At 68.8% G+C, this 14,349-nt stretch carries 11 protein-coding genes; 1 reads left to right on the top strand and 10 read right to left on the bottom strand.

The annotated features are described in order from the left end of the window. Positions 1 to 2: 2 nt before the first annotated feature. Genes C8D81_RS12905 through C8D81_RS12880 form a run of 6 tightly spaced genes read right to left on the bottom strand, consistent with a single transcriptional unit; the run spans position 3 to position 7,338 of the window. Positions 3 to 1,826, bottom strand: a complete 1,824-nt coding sequence (locus C8D81_RS12905) for a gamma-glutamyltransferase family protein (protein WP_094430686.1) — start codon at positions 1,824 to 1,826, stop codon at positions 3 to 5. Further along, the gene (locus tag C8D81_RS12900; RefSeq protein ID WP_094430688.1) at positions 1,823 to 2,821 is read right to left on the bottom strand and encodes an ABC transporter ATP-binding protein; all 999 of its coding nucleotides are present in this window, start codon (positions 2,819 to 2,821) and stop codon (positions 1,823 to 1,825) included. The genes C8D81_RS12905 and C8D81_RS12900 overlap by 4 nt, the downstream gene beginning before the upstream one ends. After that, positions 2,818 to 3,846 (bottom strand): ABC transporter ATP-binding protein, encoded by a 1,029-nt coding sequence (locus tag C8D81_RS12895; protein WP_094404459.1) that lies wholly within the window; start codon positions 3,844 to 3,846, stop codon positions 2,818 to 2,820. The genes C8D81_RS12900 and C8D81_RS12895 overlap by 4 nt, the downstream gene beginning before the upstream one ends. Next, entirely contained in the window at positions 3,843 to 4,736 is an 894-nt protein-coding gene (locus C8D81_RS12890) for an ABC transporter permease (RefSeq protein ID WP_094430690.1), read from the bottom strand. Before C8D81_RS12890 ends, C8D81_RS12895 begins: the two co-directional genes overlap by 4 nt. Continuing rightward, positions 4,733 to 5,689 carry an ABC transporter permease gene (locus C8D81_RS12885; protein WP_094430691.1) on the bottom strand — a complete coding sequence of 319 codons (957 nt, stop codon included), beginning with the start codon at positions 5,687 to 5,689 and terminating at the stop codon, positions 4,733 to 4,735. The genes C8D81_RS12890 and C8D81_RS12885 overlap by 4 nt, the downstream gene beginning before the upstream one ends. After that, positions 5,686 to 7,338, bottom strand: coding sequence for an ABC transporter substrate-binding protein (locus C8D81_RS12880; protein ID WP_094430693.1), 1,653 nt, complete (start codon positions 7,336 to 7,338; stop codon positions 5,686 to 5,688). The genes C8D81_RS12885 and C8D81_RS12880 overlap by 4 nt, the downstream gene beginning before the upstream one ends. Before the next feature lie 276 nt (positions 7,339 to 7,614). Here C8D81_RS12880 and C8D81_RS12875 point away from each other — a divergent pair, with 276 nt between their 5' ends. Then, on the top strand, positions 7,615 to 8,988 hold the full coding sequence (locus tag C8D81_RS12875) for an HNH endonuclease signature motif containing protein (RefSeq protein WP_133626177.1): 1,374 nt from the start codon (positions 7,615 to 7,617) through the stop codon (positions 8,986 to 8,988). A 53-nt stretch (positions 8,989 to 9,041) separates the two neighbouring features. On the opposite strand, the gene C8D81_RS12870 is transcribed toward C8D81_RS12875, so the two are convergent. The 4 genes from C8D81_RS12870 to C8D81_RS12855 all read right to left on the bottom strand — a co-directional run bounded on the left by C8D81_RS12870 (position 9,042) and on the right by C8D81_RS12855 (position 14,288). Further along, positions 9,042 to 9,398, bottom strand: coding sequence for an HIT domain-containing protein (locus C8D81_RS12870; RefSeq protein ID WP_094430801.1), 357 nt, complete (start codon positions 9,396 to 9,398; stop codon positions 9,042 to 9,044). Positions 9,399 to 9,424: 26 nt separating this feature from the next. Beyond that, entirely contained in the window at positions 9,425 to 10,447 is a 1,023-nt protein-coding gene (locus C8D81_RS12865; RefSeq protein WP_133626176.1) for a hypothetical protein, read from the bottom strand. Positions 10,448 to 10,642: 195 nt separating this feature from the next. Then, positions 10,643 to 13,291, bottom strand: a complete 2,649-nt coding sequence (gene ppdK, locus C8D81_RS12860) for a pyruvate, phosphate dikinase (RefSeq protein WP_133626175.1) — start codon at positions 13,289 to 13,291, stop codon at positions 10,643 to 10,645. 115 nt (positions 13,292 to 13,406) lie between these two features. Further along, the gene (locus C8D81_RS12855) at positions 13,407 to 14,288 is read right to left on the bottom strand and encodes a pyruvate, water dikinase regulatory protein (RefSeq protein ID WP_133626174.1); all 882 of its coding nucleotides are present in this window, start codon (positions 14,286 to 14,288) and stop codon (positions 13,407 to 13,409) included. Positions 14,289 to 14,349 lie beyond the last annotated feature (61 nt).

The following is a 14,349-nucleotide window of genomic DNA, read 5'->3' as shown; positions in this document are numbered from 1 at the left end:
GCTCAGCGACCGGCCGCATAGCCCTGCATACCCCGTGGGTTGGCGGCCGCGGCGAAGATCCCGGTCTCGGGGTGCCGGGCGATCGCCGACAGCCGGCCCTCCGTCCACGGCGCACCGACGGTGACCCGGTGGCCGCGCTCCCGCAGCCCCTCGATCAGGTCGGGGCCGGCATTTCCTTCCACGGTGAGGGATCCGGGCTGATAACCACGCGGCCAGAACGAGCCGATCACCGCATCGGTGTGCCAGTTGGTGGCATCGATCGCGGCCTGCAGATCGAGGCGTCCGCTGCGGGCGTACTCGTCGGCGATCCGCAGGAACAGGTGGGTCGACCACTGGTCCTGCTGGTCGCCACCGGGGGTGCCGAAGGCGAGCACCACCCGGCCGCCGATCGAGGCCATGCTCGGCGTCAGGGTGGTCCGCGGGCGTCGGCCGCCGGTCAGCGAGTTGGGCAGGCCCTCGGTCAGCCAGGTCATCTGCAGCCGGCTGCCGAGCGGGAAGCCGAGTTCACCGATCACCGGATTGGACTGCAGCCAGCCACCGCTCGGGGTGGCGGCGACCATGTTGCCCCAGCGGTCCACCACGTCCAGGTGGCAGGTGTCGCCGCGGGTCTCACCGTTGGGCCGGGTGGAGCCGTCCTGCACCGTCGGCTCCCCCGCTCCCGCACCGGCCGCGGCCACCGATTCTCCGCGGAGCAGGCGTTCGATGTGGTCGGCGAGCCGGGGGGTACGCCCATCGGGGCTGCCCGGGCGCCAGTCCAGCGAGGCCTGCTCGCCGAGCAGGGCACGCCGCTGGTCGGCGTACGTCGGCGACAGCAGGGTGGTCAGCGGGACCGGTGCGGCGTCGCCGTACCAGGCGTCGCGGTCGGCGAAGGCGAGCTTCGCGCCCTCGACGATCCGGTGCACCACCGATGCGTCGAATCCCTGTGGGGCAAGGGATCCCGGGTCGATGTCGGCGAGCAGGCCGAGCTGCTGCAGCAGCACCGGTCCCTGGGACCAGGCCGCACCCTTGTGCACCGTCCACGGACCCCAGGTGCCGCTGACCGGTTCCTCCCAGGTCGCCCGGAAGCTGGCCAGGTCGTCCCCGGTGAGCATGCCGGCATGCTTCTCCCCGGAGGAGTCGAGCACGGCCTGCTCGCTGGTGCGCAGCATCGCCTCGGCGATGAATCCTTCCCGCCAGGTGCGCCGGGCGGCCTCGATCTGGGCCTCCCGATCGCTGCCGGCGGCCTCGGCCTCATCGATCAGCCGACGCCAGGTCTCGGCCAGCTTTTCGTTGCGGAACAGGGTTCCCGGCTGCGGCGACCGGCCGCCGGCAAGATAGACCTCGGCCGAGGTCGGCCAGTGGTCGGTGAACAGGTCGCGCACGGTCTCCACCGTGCCGCCGATCCGCGGTACCGGGTCGTGCCCGCCGGCGGCCAGGTCGATGGCGTAGCTCAGCACCTCCCGCAGCGGCCAGGTCCCGTGCTCGGCGAGCAGCAGCAGCCAGGCGTCCACCGCACCGGGCACGGCGGCGGCCAACGGGCCGGTGCCGGGTACCAGGTCCAACCCGAGCGCGGTGTAGGAGGCGACCGAGGCGGCGGCCGGTGCCGGGCCCTGTCCACACAGCATGCGCGGTGTCTCGCCGGCCACGCTGACCAGGATCGGGGCGTCCCCGCCGGGGCCGTTGAGATGGGGTTCCACCACGTGCAGGGCGAACCCGGTCGCCACCGCCGCGTCGAAGGCGTTGCCGCCGCGTTCCAGCACCGACTGTCCGCAGGCGGTCGCCAGCCAGTGGGTGCTGGCGACCATGCCGAAGGTGCCGGTCAGGGTGGGGCGGGTGGTGAAGCTCATCGGCGCTCCTTGCTGGCTGTGGTTCGTTCGGGGGCGATCAACCGCGGTGCGACACCGTCGTCGCTCACCAGGTGGCAGGCCACCTGACGCTCCCCCACGCTACGCAGCAGCGGCACCTCGGTGCGGCACCGGTCCACCGCGATCGGGCAGCGGGTGTGGAAGCGGCACCCGGGCGGCGGATCGGCGGGGCTGGGCAGGTCTCCGGAGACCACGATCCGCTGCCGGGCCCGTTGCTCGTCCGGATCGGGCACCGGGGCGGCGGAGAGCAGTGCCTGGGTGTAGGGGTGCAGCGGATCGGCCATCAGCGCGGCCGTCGGCCCGGTCTCGACGATGGTGCCGAGATACATCACCGCGACCCGGTTGGCCAGGAACTCCACCGCGGACAGGTCGTGGGTGATGAACAGGCTGGCGAAGCCGAGCTCGCGCTGCAGGTCGGTGAGCAGGTTGAGCACCGCCGCCTGCACCGACACGTCGAGTGCGGAGGTCGGCTCGTCGGCGACCACCAGGGCCGGGTCGGTGGCCAGCGCCCGGGCCAGCGAGATCCGCTGCCGCATGCCACCGGAGAGCTGGTGCGGATAGAGCTCGGCGACCTCGGGGCGCAGTCCGACCCGGGCGATCAGCTCACCGACCCGCTGCCGGCGCCCGGCTGCGTCGCCGATCCGGTGGTGCTGCAGCGGTTCGGCGATGATCTCCCCGTTGGTCATCCGCGGGTCGAGCGACGACGAGGGGTCCTGGAAGACCAGGTTGAAATCGCGGCGCAGCGGCCGCAACCGGCGCGCGGACAGTGCGGTGATGTCGGTGCCCTTGAAGGTGATCGTTCCCGAGGTCGGCTCGTCGAGGCGGACCGCCAGTCGGCCGATGGTCGACTTGCCGGAGCCGGATTCGCCGACCAGGCCGAGGATCTCGCCCTCGTCGATGTGCAGGGTCACCCCGTCGGCGGCCCGGACGGGACCGAAGTGCCGGGTGACGTCGGTGAGTTCGAGGATCCGGCTCATACCGGCACCTCCTCGGGTGCCCGCACCCGGGCGATCCCCGGATGGAAGCAGGCGACGGCGTGACCCGCGCCGCGATCGGTCAGCGGTGGCCGGGTGCTGCGGCACTCGTCGTCGGCGTTCGCGCAGCGGTCGGCGAAGGTGCAGGCCTCCGGTTGTTCGGTCAGATTGGGAACCAGTCCGGGGATCTCGGCGAGCCGCCTGCCCCGGCCCCCGGGGCGCAGCACGGCCCCGAGCAGGCCGCGGGTGTAGGGGTGCTGCGGATCGTCGAAGATCTCGGTGACGGTGCCGCTCTCCACGACCCGGCCGGCGTACATCACCACCACCCGGTCGGCGACATCGGCCACCACCCCGAGGTCGTGGGTGATCAGCACGATCGCGGTGCCGAGGCGTTCCCGCAGTTCCTTCAGCACATCGAGGATGCCGGCCTGGATGGTGACGTCGAGGGCGGTGGTCGGCTCGTCGGCGATCAGCACCGCCGGATCGCAGGCCACCGCGATCGCGATCATCACCCGCTGCCGCATGCCGCCGGAGAGCTGGTGGGGATAGGAGTCGATCCGCTGCTCGGCGGCCGGAATGCCCACCAGGGTGAGCAATTCGATCGCCCGGCGGCGGGCCTGCTGGCGGTCCATGCCCAGGTGCCGGCGGAGCACCTCGACGATCTGCCGGCCGATGGTGAGCACCGGGTTCAGCGAGGTCATCGGTTCCTGGAAGATCATCGCGATCTGCTTGCCCCGCAGCGGTTGCAGCTGCTGTTCGGTGGCGCCGACGAGCTGGGTGCCCTGCAGCAACGCCGAGCCACCGACGCGGGCGGTCCGCGGTTGCAGGCCGAGCATCGACATCGCGGTGACCGACTTGCCGCACCCGGACTCGCCGACGATCGCGAGCACCTCACCGGGCCGGACGGCGAAGGACACCCCGTCGACCGCGTGGATCCGCCGTTCCGCGGAGGCGAAGCGGACGTCCAGGTCCTCGACGGCGAGCACGGGTTCGGTGGGCACGGCGTCGGTGGGGACTGTTTCGGTCATGACCGGTCTCCTCGGGGGTCGAAGGCGTCCCGGGCGCCGTCACCGAACAGGTTGAACGCCAAGGTGGCGAGCACGATGAACAGGCCCGGAAAGACCGCCAGCCAGGGCGCGGGGAACAGGAAGGACTGGGCCGCCGACAGCATCACACCCAGCGACGGGGTCGGCGGTTGCACACCGAGACCGAGATAGCTGAGCACGGCCTCGGACAGGATGGCCGCCGGGATGGCGACGGTGAGCTGGACGATCAGCGCGGAGGCGGAGTTGGGCAGCACGTGCTGCACCAGTGCCCGCAGCGGCGTACCCCCGTTGGCGATCGCCGCGGCGACATAGTCGCTGTCCCGCAACCGCAGCGCCTCGGCCCGTGAAACCCGAACCAGGGCGGGGATCTGGGCGATCGCGACCGCGATCGTGGCGTTCGTCAGCGAGGGGCCGAGGATGGCGGCCAGGCCGACCGCCAGGATCAGGAACGGGAAGGCGAGCAGCACATCGGTGAGCCGGGAGACCACGGTGTCGAGCCAGCCGCCGAAGTAGCCGGCGAGCATGCCCAGCGGGATGCCGACCAGCCCGGCGATCAGCACCGCCAGCAGCCCGACCTGCAGCGAGGCGCGCAGCCCGAAGAGGATCCGGGACAGCTGATCGCGGCCCAGGTCGTCGGTGCCGAACCAGTGCGCCGGGCTCGGCTGCTGGAGGGCGCTGTTGAAGTCCGGCCGGGCATAGTCGTAGGGGGTGAGCAGCGGTGCCAGGATCGCGGCCAGGATCATCAGCAGCGCGATCACCCCACCGGCCAGGGCCAGCTTGTTGCGGACCAGCCGGCGCAGCAGGATCTGGCTGCGGGACTGGGGTTTCGGCGCGGCCGCGGTGACCGCGGTGCCCACTGCTGCGCTGCTCATCGGCTGCCTCCGGCGAGTCGGATCCGCGGGTCGAGGACCGAGTAGGTCAGGTCGACCAGCAGGTTGATCAGGATGTAGGCGAAGGAGGTCAGCAGCACCACGGCCTGGATCACCGGGTAGTCACGCTGGAAGACCCCGTCCAGGGTGAGTTTCCCGAAACCGGGGAGGGTGAACACCTGCTCGGTGACGACGGCGCCGGCGATCAGGTTGCCGAGTTGCAGACCGAGCACCGTGACCACGGTGATCAGGCTGTTCCGCAGGGCGTGCGAGACCAGCACTTCGCGGCCCAGCAGGCCCTTGGCGCGGGCGGTACGCACATAGTCGGCGGACAGCGAGTCGAGCAGTCCGGAACGGGTCTGGCGCATCACGACCGCCGACAGCCCGGAGCCGAGCACGATTGCGGGCAGGATCATCCGCTGCAGATTCTCCAACGGGGACACGCCGAATGGCACGAAACCGGAGGCGGGCAGCAGCGGGATCGCCACCGCGAAGGCCAGGATCAGCAGGATGCCGAACCAGAAGTTGGGGACCGACAGGCCGAGCAGGGCGAGTCCATTGGCGAACCACTCGGCGGGCCGGCCGCGCCTCACCGCGGCCAGGGTGCCGGTGGCGATGCCGAGCACGGTGGCGAAGAGCATCGACAGCAGGGCGAGTTCGATGGTGACCGGCAGGGCGCTGACGATCTGGTCCAGGACCGGTACGCCGGTCCGCGCGGAGTTGCCGAAATCCAACCGGATCGCCCGGGAGATCCAGATCAGGTATTGCAGGATCACCGGCTTGTCCAGACCGTACTGGTCGCGTACCGCCTGGATGGCCTCCGGGCTGCGGTCCTCGCCGGCCATCACCAGTGCCGGATCTCCTGGAATGGCACGGATTCCGGCGAACACCACGAAGCTGACCAGCAGCATCGTGACCAGCGCCTGACCCAGCCGGTTGAGCAGGTAGCGCGTCATGAGGTGTACCCCGCTTCGGTGATCCGGATGATGCCGTCGCGATAGACGCGGATGCCGCTGATCTGCTGGGTGGCGACGACCAGATTCGATTGGCGATAGAGATAGATCAGCGGTGCGTCCTCGGCGACCACGTCGATCAGCTGCTTGTAGATGTCGCGCCGGGCGGCGGTGTCGTTGGTGGCGACACCTTTCTTGATCAGGTCGTCGACCTGCGGGTTGCCATAACCGGAGTAGTTGTTGGCGGCACCGGTCTTCACGAAGCGGGTGATGTTGCCGTCCGGGTCGATCCGGCCGGACCAGCCGGCCGCCAGGGCCTGGAACTGGCCGTCCTGGGAGGTGGACAGCGAGCTCGCGAACTCCATCGGCCGCAGCTTCACCTCGAAGCCGGCCTCCGCGGTCATCGCCTGGATGACCTGGCCGATCCGGCTCGACTCGGGGGTGTTCGGGATCGTCAGTTCGAGCGGAATCGGTGTGGGTACGCCGGTTTCGGCGATCAGTTGCCTGGCGCGTTGCAGGTCGCGTGGCGCGCACGCGGACTGGGCCGGGTCGGCGTATTCGGTACCGGGTGCGATCGGCGTACAGGCCGGTTGGTAGAGGCCCTGGAAGACGATGGTGTTCAGCAGATTGCGGTCGATGGCGAGGCTGAACGCCTGGCGGAGCCGTTTGTCACCTGCCATCGCGCTGTTCACCGGACCCGGGGGATTGCCTATCCCATTGGCATTGTTGAGGTTGAAGTAGATGCCCTGGTAGCCGAGCGAGCCGGAGCTGAAGAGTTGCAGGGCGTTGTCACCGGCCATCGATCCGACACTGACCGGATCCATCTGGTCGCCGACCTGGACGTCGCGGGAGCGCAGGTTCGACAACCGGACGCTGCCGTCGGTGATGATCCGATAGACCACCTGCTGCAGCCCGACCTGGTCCGCGGCATAGTAGTTGGGATCCTTGTCCAGCACGATGCGGTCACCGGGGATCCGTTCACTGAAACGGAATGCTCCGATGCAGACCGGCCGCTGGGAGAACTCGTCACCCAGTTCGGTGAGCGCCTTGGGTGACATCACCATGCCCGCGCGATCGGCGAGCACCGAGAGCAGGGAGGCGTCCGGTTGTTTGAGTTTCAGCACCACCGTGCCCGGGTCGGGTGCGTTGATCGAGGCGACGTTGGCGAGTTCGCTGCGTCGGCCGGAGGTCTTGAGAGTGAGGTGCCGGTCCAGGCTGGTCTTCACCGCGGCGGCGTCCATCAGGGTGCCGTCGGCGAACTTCAGACCCTGCCGGATCGGGATCGTCACCGTCTTCTGGTCCGCGCTGATGCTCGCGGGGGCGGCCGCGAGCTGGGGCACGATCTGCAGATTCTGGTCGAGGTCGTAGAGCTTCTCGCACATCGAGGCGAACACCTGCCGGGCCACCAACGTCGAGGAGCGGGTGGGGTCGAGCCGATCGGGGTCGCTGGCCAGCGCGATCTGCAGGGTGCCACCGGGGCGTACCGGCCGCAGATCGGTGAGCCGGTCACCCTCCAGCTTCGCCCCGGTCGGGCCCAACGGCGCACAGCCGGCCAGCAGCAGTCCGAGCAGCCCCAGCAGGGCGGGCAGCACCAGCCTCGGCCGCTGGCGCGGGCGGGCTGCGCTGGATCTGTCGTGCCGATGCACTCCCATGACGGGAGACGGTATACCGAATACCAATCTGGCGGTAGAGGGTTACCAGAATGTGTCCGGCTCATCCGCGGCGACAGCGCACCCCACGTTCATCGAATAGGTCGCGCAGCGAGGCTTCCTCACGTTCATCGAGTAGCGCGGTATGCGGAGCGGAGCGGAGCAATACCGCGCGTGTCGAGATGAACCCCAGAAAAGTTATCCACAGATTTCCAGATTCCTTTGCAGGACGGGGAATCCGGGCCAGCACTGTCAGACCCCTCGTGTTGGATCGATCGTATGGACAGCACCGCAGCAGCCATGATCGAGACCGCGACCGCGGTCGATGATCTGCTGCGCCAACTCCTCGCGATGGACGACCGGCTCCTCACCGACGAACAACGCCTCCACCTGGGCGAGCTCAACGAGCAGATCACCGCCCGCCTGCACGCCCACACCACCCGCACCCTGGCCGGCATCGACCAGGCTGATGCGTCGAAACACGTGCATGGGGTGTGCACCACCACCTGGATGCGGGAACGCCACGCCTACTCCGGACCGGAGGCGTCCGGGGTGCTGCGGGAAGCGATCCGGATCGTCAACGCACCACTGGTGTGGGAAGGGCTCGCGCAGGCCAGGGTGTTCCCACGGCAGACGACCGCGATCCTCACCGCGCTGAAACACCTCCCGCCGGAGTTGCCGGCCTCCCAGGAGGTCGCGGCGCAGCAGACGATGGTGGATCAGGCCCAGCAGTTCGGTCCGTCCGAGCTGCGGGTGCTGGGTGTCCGGTTGGTCGAGGTGGTCGACCCCGACCACGCGGATGCATTGTTGGAGCGGCGGTTGGAGCAGCAGGAAGCCGCGGCGCGCCGGAACCGGGAGTTGCATCTGTATCCCGATGGGATGGGCTCCACCATCATCAAAGGACGACTGCCGATTGCCGAGGGCGAGAAGCTCTTCGCCCTGCTGGATTCACTGGTGGACAAGAACAAGACCGACGAACCACCGGTGTGCGGGTCGTACTGCACCGGCCCGTCCTGCGGCCTGTGCGGCGGCCGACCCTCCCGGTCGATGCGCCGTGCCGACGCGCTGCTGGAGCTCGCCCAGGCGTACGCCGACGCCTGCCACGCGCCGGCACGGGGTTCGGACCGGGCACGGGTCAACGTGACCGTCGATATCGAGACCCTGGTGCGTGGCATCGGCTACATCGACACTCCCGCCGGCCCGATGTCGGCCCAGCAACTCCGCCTGCTGGCCTGCGATGCCGAGATCATCCCGGTGGTCCTCAACTCCATCGGCGTTCCGCTGGATGTCGGGAAGGCGCAGCGGTTCTTCGAGAGCGAGTTGCGGGCCGCGCTCGTCGCCCGCGACGGTGGCTGTGCTTTTCCCGGCTGCGATCAGCCGGCCCGGCGCTGCGACGCCCACCACATCCGACCGTGGGTGTGGGGCGGGCCGACCAGCCTCGACAACGGCGTCCTCCTCTGCCCGCACCACCACGCCCTGGTGGAACCGTCGAGAACCCAACTGCACAACGACAACCGCTGGGAGGTACGGATCAACCCCGAGGACCGGCTGCCGGAGTTCCTGCCACCACAGGGATTGGAGCGGAACCGCCGACCGCGGCGGCATCTCCGGCATCGACTGCGGCAGTATCCCATCGGGGACGAGGATCATTGACGGTTCATCTCGACACGGTCGCAGAGCGACCTACTCGATGAACGTGGGTGACGTCAGCTCGCCCGCTCGCGCACGGCACCGCTGTGCACGTGGATGTGCAGATGCTTGGAGTCCTGATAGGCACCGAGATTGGTGAGCACCGCGGCGGCGCCGTGCTCCCGTTCCACCTCGCGCGCCACCGATTGGACGACCGCGAACAGGGCCCGCAACTGATCCTCGTCGGCCGCACCGGCGGTGGTCAGGGAACCGATGTGCTGCTTGGGTACGACCACGATGTGCACCTCCCAGGAAGGGCGCGTGTGATGGTAGGCCAGCACGCGCTCGTCGTCGTGGACGGTCCGCAGCTGGCGCGCATTCCGGATCGCCACATCACAGTAGAAGTCCGACCCGGAGTATCCAGCACCGATCATCGCCCACTCTCCCTTCGCATCCGGGCTCACCCGGTGAAGTGCCGCACGTCCCGCCACGAGGGATCCTCACTCGTCCCGCCCATCGCCCCGATCTCGCCCGCAAAGGCAGCCAGGTCGGCGTCGACGTTGCGGTCCTCGCTGTCCGTGTAGATGTGGAAGGTGCGGGCACCGCGCGAGGTCTCGTACGCCAGCAGGATTCCGCGACCGCCCAGCACCCCGGCGAGCCGGTCCTCGAGCAACCCCAGGTCGTCGAGAATATCCGCGTCCGCGGGCATTCCGTCGGCCCTCGCGGGATATCCCATGGTGATCGCGTGGTGACGATCCAGGGTCGGCGCGTCCAGCCAGCGCAGCCATGGCCGGAACGAAACCAACCCCGGGACACCTTGCTCGTCGGTCCATTGGCCGACCGCCCACTCGTCGGGATCACGGCGCCGATCCAGCTCGGCGACGGCAGCGAGCACCGCATCCCCGGGGAGCGCCGGCTCCGGAGCAGCGGTCAGCGGTTCGATCTCACCGAGCCACCGTTCGACGGAATCCTCACCGACGAGCCAGTCGAGCACCAGGAAGGTGACCTGCTGCCGCACCTCGGGCGGAGCGGTCGCGAAGGCGGGATGGTGTACGCCGACGTGCACCCGCAGCCGCTGCTCGTCGGGTTCGACCCGGCAGCTGGTCTCGGCCAGATCCATCCGCTGACCGGCGATCTCCAGGGTCTGGGTCAGTGCCTGCGGATCCGGTTGCTGACTGGGCCGGAACTCCCACGTCTCGTCCGGCGGCGGTGCCGCGCGATACCACCGCTCCGCGCTCGGGCGCGCAGCCGCGACCCCACCGGCAGTCACCGTCAACCGGTGTTGTGCCGACTCACCGGGGCCGAAATGCCAAGTGAGCTCCGGGTTGATCTCCTGCACCAACCTGGTCAGCTCATCGGTCGCCGACGACACCTGATGCGGGCTGAGCTCTCGACCCTCGGCAGCCCACCAACTCCAGAAGGCGGTCACCGGATGCACCGCTGGTTCCTGCTGCTTGGCCTTGTTCCGCTTGAAGAGTGCCATGGGGCGAGTCTGTCAGGCCTGGGTGCAACGTCGGTGTCCCGATCCCTTCGACTCGCCGCTGCGCTCCTCGCTCAGGGAACGGGGGAACAGGCTGCGCTCCTCGCTCAGAGAACGGGGGAACAGGCTGCGCTCATCTCGACACGGCCGCCATTGCTCCGCTTCGCTACACATGGCGGCCTACTCGATGAGCGTGTGTCAGTCTCTGCCGAGCACGGCCCGCGCCGCGGCGAAGCGGGCGATCGGGACGCGGTAAGGGGAGCAGGAGACGTAGTCCAGCCCGATCTCCTCCAACAGCGCGATCGACTCCGGATCACCGCCGTGCTCACCGCAGACACCGGTCTTCAGATCCGGCTTCACCGAGCGCCCCTTCTCCACCCCGATCCGGACCAGTTCGCCGACGCCGTCGCGGTCGATCGACTCGAACGGGCTGCGCGGGATCACCTCGTCGTGCACGTACTGGCCGAGGAAGCCGCGCTCGGCGTCATCGCGGGAGATGCCGATACCGGTCTGGCTGAGGTCGTTGGTACCGAAGGAGAAGAAGTCCGCGTACTCCGCGATCTGATCGGCAGTGATCGCCGCGCGCGGCAGCTCGATCATCGTGCCGACCGTGTACTCCAGCTCGGCACCGGCCCGCTCCAACTCGTCGGCGACGGTGTCCTCGACGATCGCGCGCTGCCGCTTCAGCTCCTCGGCGTACGCCACCAGCGGGATCATGATCTCCACCACCACGGTCTCACCGCGCTGCTCGCGCACCGCCAGCGCCGCGCGGACGATCGCCCGGGTCTGCATCTCCGGGATCTCCGGATAGAGCATGCCGAGCCGGCAACCACGGGTACCGAGCATCGGGTTCTGCTCGTGCAGCCGCTTCACCGAACCCAGCAACACCTTCTCCCGCTCCAGCTCGGCCGCATCACCCCGTGTCAGCTCCAGCTTCTGCACCTTCAGCGACTGCTCGACCAGGTCCGGCAGGAACTCGTGCAGCGGCGGATCCAGCAACCGCACCGTGACCGGCAACCCGGCCATCGCATGGAAGATCCCCTCGAAATCCTCCTGCTGCATCGGCAGGATCTCCGCCAGCGCCGCGGCGCGCGCCTCGTCGTCCTCGGCCAGGATCATCCGGCGTACCGCCGGCAACCGGTCCGCCGCCATGAACATGTGCTCGGTCCGGCACAACCCGATGCCCTCGGCGCCCAGCTCGCGGGCCTTCGCGGCATCCTCGGCATTGTCGGCATTCGCGCGGACACCGAGGCGCCGCTTCTCATCGGCCCAGTTCACGACGTGTTCGAAGTCTGCGTTGATCTGCGGCGGCACCAGCGGCAGCGCCGAGTCATAGACCTCACCGGTCGAACCGTCCAGGGTGAACGTGTCGGATTCGCCGTAGGTCTTGCCGTCCACGGTCACTGTCTTCTCGGCCGGGTTGATCCGGATCCCCTGGGCACCGGCCACACACGGCTTGCCCATCCCGCGCGCCACCACGGCGGCGTGGGAGGTCATCCCGCCGTGCGCGGTGAGCACACCCTGGGCATGGATCACGCCATGGATGTCGTCGGGGGTGGTCTCGAAACGCACCAGCACCACCTGTTCCCCGGCCGCACCCTTGTCGGCGGCGGTGTCGGCGTCGAAGACCAACGTCCCGACCGCGGCACCCGGTGAGGCCGGCAGACCCTTGGCGATCGGCGACTGTCCGTGCTCGGGGTCGATCGCCGGATGCAGCAACTGATCCAGCTGCTCGGGCTCGATCCGCTGCAACGCCTCGTCGCTGCTGATGATGCCCTCGTCCACCATGTCGTTGGCGATCTTCAACGTCGCGGCCGCGGTCCGCTTCCCGTTGCGGGTCTGCAGCAGATAGAGCTGACCGCCCTCGACGGTGAACTCCATGTCCTGCATGTCCTTGTAGTGCTGCTCCATCTTGTTCATCGTGTCGATGAGCTGGTCGTACGCCTCGGGCAGCACCTCCTTCATCTCCGCCAGCGGCTTCGGCGTCCGGATGCCGGCGACCACGTCCTCACCCTGGGCATTCACCAGGAACTCGCCGTAGAGCTCCTTCGCACCAGTGGACGGGTTGCGGGTGAAGCAGACCCCGGTCGCGGAATCGTCGCCGCGGTTGCCGAACACCATCTGCATCACGTTCACCGCGGTGCCCAGCGAGGCCGGGATGTTGTTGGCGCGCCGGTAGACGTCGGCGCGCGGGTTCTGCCAGGACCGGAAGACGGCGTCGATCGCCTTGCGCAGCTGCTCGGTCGGGTCGTTCGACCAGGCCCCACCGAGGGCATCGTCGGAGAGTTTCTTGAACGTGGCAACGAGTTCTTTGAGATCGTCCGCGCTCAGGTCGGTGTCCTGCTCGACGCCGCGCTCCCGCTTCAGCTTCGTCAGCGCGTCCTCGTACAGGTGCGGTTCGATGCCCTCGACGACCTCGCCGTACATCTGGATGAAGCGTCGGTAGGAGTCCCACGCGAACCGCTCGTTACCGCCCGCTTTCGCCAATGCGGGAACGGTTTCCTCCGACACCCCGAGGTTCAGGATGGTGTCCATCATGCCGGGCATCGACTGGACCGCGCCGGAGCGTACGCTCAACAGCAGCGGCTTCTCCGGGTCGCCGAGCCCGAGCCCGGTGCGCTCCTCGAGCCGCTTCAACCCCTCCTGCACCTGCTCCCACAGGCCGTCCGGCCATTCACCGCCGCGGTTCATCGTCTCCACACAGGCGGTGGTGGTCACGGTGAACGCGTCCGGGACGGGTACGCCGAGGCGGTTCATCTCGGCCACGCCGGCGCCCTTGCCGCCGAGCAGATTCCGCATGCTGGCGTCACCGTCAGCCAGATCGTAGACGTATTCGGTGTGGGTCATCGGAGGTCTCCTTCGACTAGCTGTCCAGCACGTGCGGGTGTGGCCGATTCTGATTGTGCAGCAGGGATTCCGGAAGCCACGATCCGGGTGCCGCCTGACGGGACGAGCTGCTCGGTCATGGCGCCATCAGCAGTTCCCCCGGCGGTCTTCGCAACGAACGACCGTTGGCCTTGGCCCGGTCGTCGACGATGTCGATGATCCGGGAGGCGGCCTCCTCCAGGGCGATCTTGGTGGTGTCCAGGATCGGCGCACCGAGCCGGCGTTGGATCGCGGTGATCTCGTCCAACTCGTCATAGATCTTGGCCAGGTCGGCGTACCCGTCCTTGTGCCGGCCCCGACTGCCCATCGTCGACACCCGGCGGGTGCGGATCGAGGCCATCCGCTCCGGATCCAGGGTCAGCCCGACGATCCGCCAGCGATCCAGCTCGAAGAGTTCGGCGGGCGGGTCGATCCCGGCGACCAGCGGCACATTGCCGGTCTTGTAACCCAGATAGCCGAGATACATCGACAGCGGCGTCTTGCCGCAGCGCGACGCCGCGACCAGCACGATGTCGGCATCCTTGAGCCCGGCCAGCTGCTGACCGTCGTCGTGGCGGACCGCGTACTCCATCGCGGCGATCCGGCTGAAGTAGTCCGCCTCCACCCCGACCGGGCGCATCGGCACCCGCTCGGCGGCCGCCCCGGTGGCGATCTCCAGCTGTTGCAGGGTGGGGCCGAGCAGGTCGCAGTGCACCACCCCGAGTTCGGCGCAGGCGTCGTCGACCAGATCGCGCAGCTCCTGGTTGACCAGGGTGGAGAGCACCGCCACCGGCCGGTCGTGGTGCTGGCGGATGTCGTCGAAGATCAGGAACAGCCCCTCGGGGGTGACGATCCGCGGATGCCGCACGATCCGGAACGGGTGGTTCGGGAACTGGGCCTGCGCCGCGCGCGCCAGCCGTGCCGCCGTCTCGCCGGTGGAGTCGGCGATCACATGGATTTCCAGCGGCTGCCCGGACACGGGATCAACCTACCAACGTTCAACCCGGTTGCGGACCAGTTGCCAACAGGTATGACGCGGC

This window comes from Enemella evansiae (assembly GCF_004362375.1).
GTDB classification, from domain to species: domain Bacteria; phylum Actinomycetota; class Actinomycetes; order Propionibacteriales; family Propionibacteriaceae; genus Enemella; species Enemella evansiae.
Note: the sequence above shows the minus strand (reverse complement) of the source record. Positions and strands in the feature narration are given on the sequence as shown.

Excerpts from the sequence above, each read along its gene's own strand:
- C8D81_RS12890 (WP_094430690.1), bottom strand. The coding sequence starts at position 4,736 with ATGAGCAGCGCAGCAGTGGGCACCGCGGTCACCGCGGCCGCGCCGAAA.
- C8D81_RS12885 (WP_094430691.1), bottom strand. The coding sequence starts at position 5,689 with ATGACGCGCTACCTGCTCAACCGGCTGGGTCAGGCGCTGGTCACGATG.
- C8D81_RS12880 (WP_094430693.1), bottom strand. The coding sequence starts at position 7,338 with ATGGGAGTGCATCGGCACGACAGATCCAGCGCAGCCCGCCCGCGCCAG.
- C8D81_RS12875 (WP_133626177.1), top strand. The coding sequence starts at position 7,615 with ATGGACAGCACCGCAGCAGCCATGATCGAGACCGCGACCGCGGTCGAT.
- ppdK (WP_133626175.1), bottom strand. The coding sequence starts at position 13,291 with ATGACCCACACCGAATACGTCTACGATCTGGCTGACGGTGACGCCAGC.
- C8D81_RS12905 (WP_094430686.1), bottom strand. The coding sequence starts at position 1,826 with ATGAGCTTCACCACCCGCCCCACCCTGACCGGCACCTTCGGCATGGTC.
- C8D81_RS12895 (WP_094404459.1), bottom strand. The coding sequence starts at position 3,846 with ATGACCGAAACAGTCCCCACCGACGCCGTGCCCACCGAACCCGTGCTC.
- C8D81_RS12900 (WP_094430688.1), bottom strand. The coding sequence starts at position 2,821 with ATGAGCCGGATCCTCGAACTCACCGACGTCACCCGGCACTTCGGTCCC.
- C8D81_RS12865 (WP_133626176.1), bottom strand. The coding sequence starts at position 10,447 with ATGGCACTCTTCAAGCGGAACAAGGCCAAGCAGCAGGAACCAGCGGTG.
- C8D81_RS12870 (WP_094430801.1), bottom strand. The coding sequence starts at position 9,398 with ATGATCGGTGCTGGATACTCCGGGTCGGACTTCTACTGTGATGTGGCG.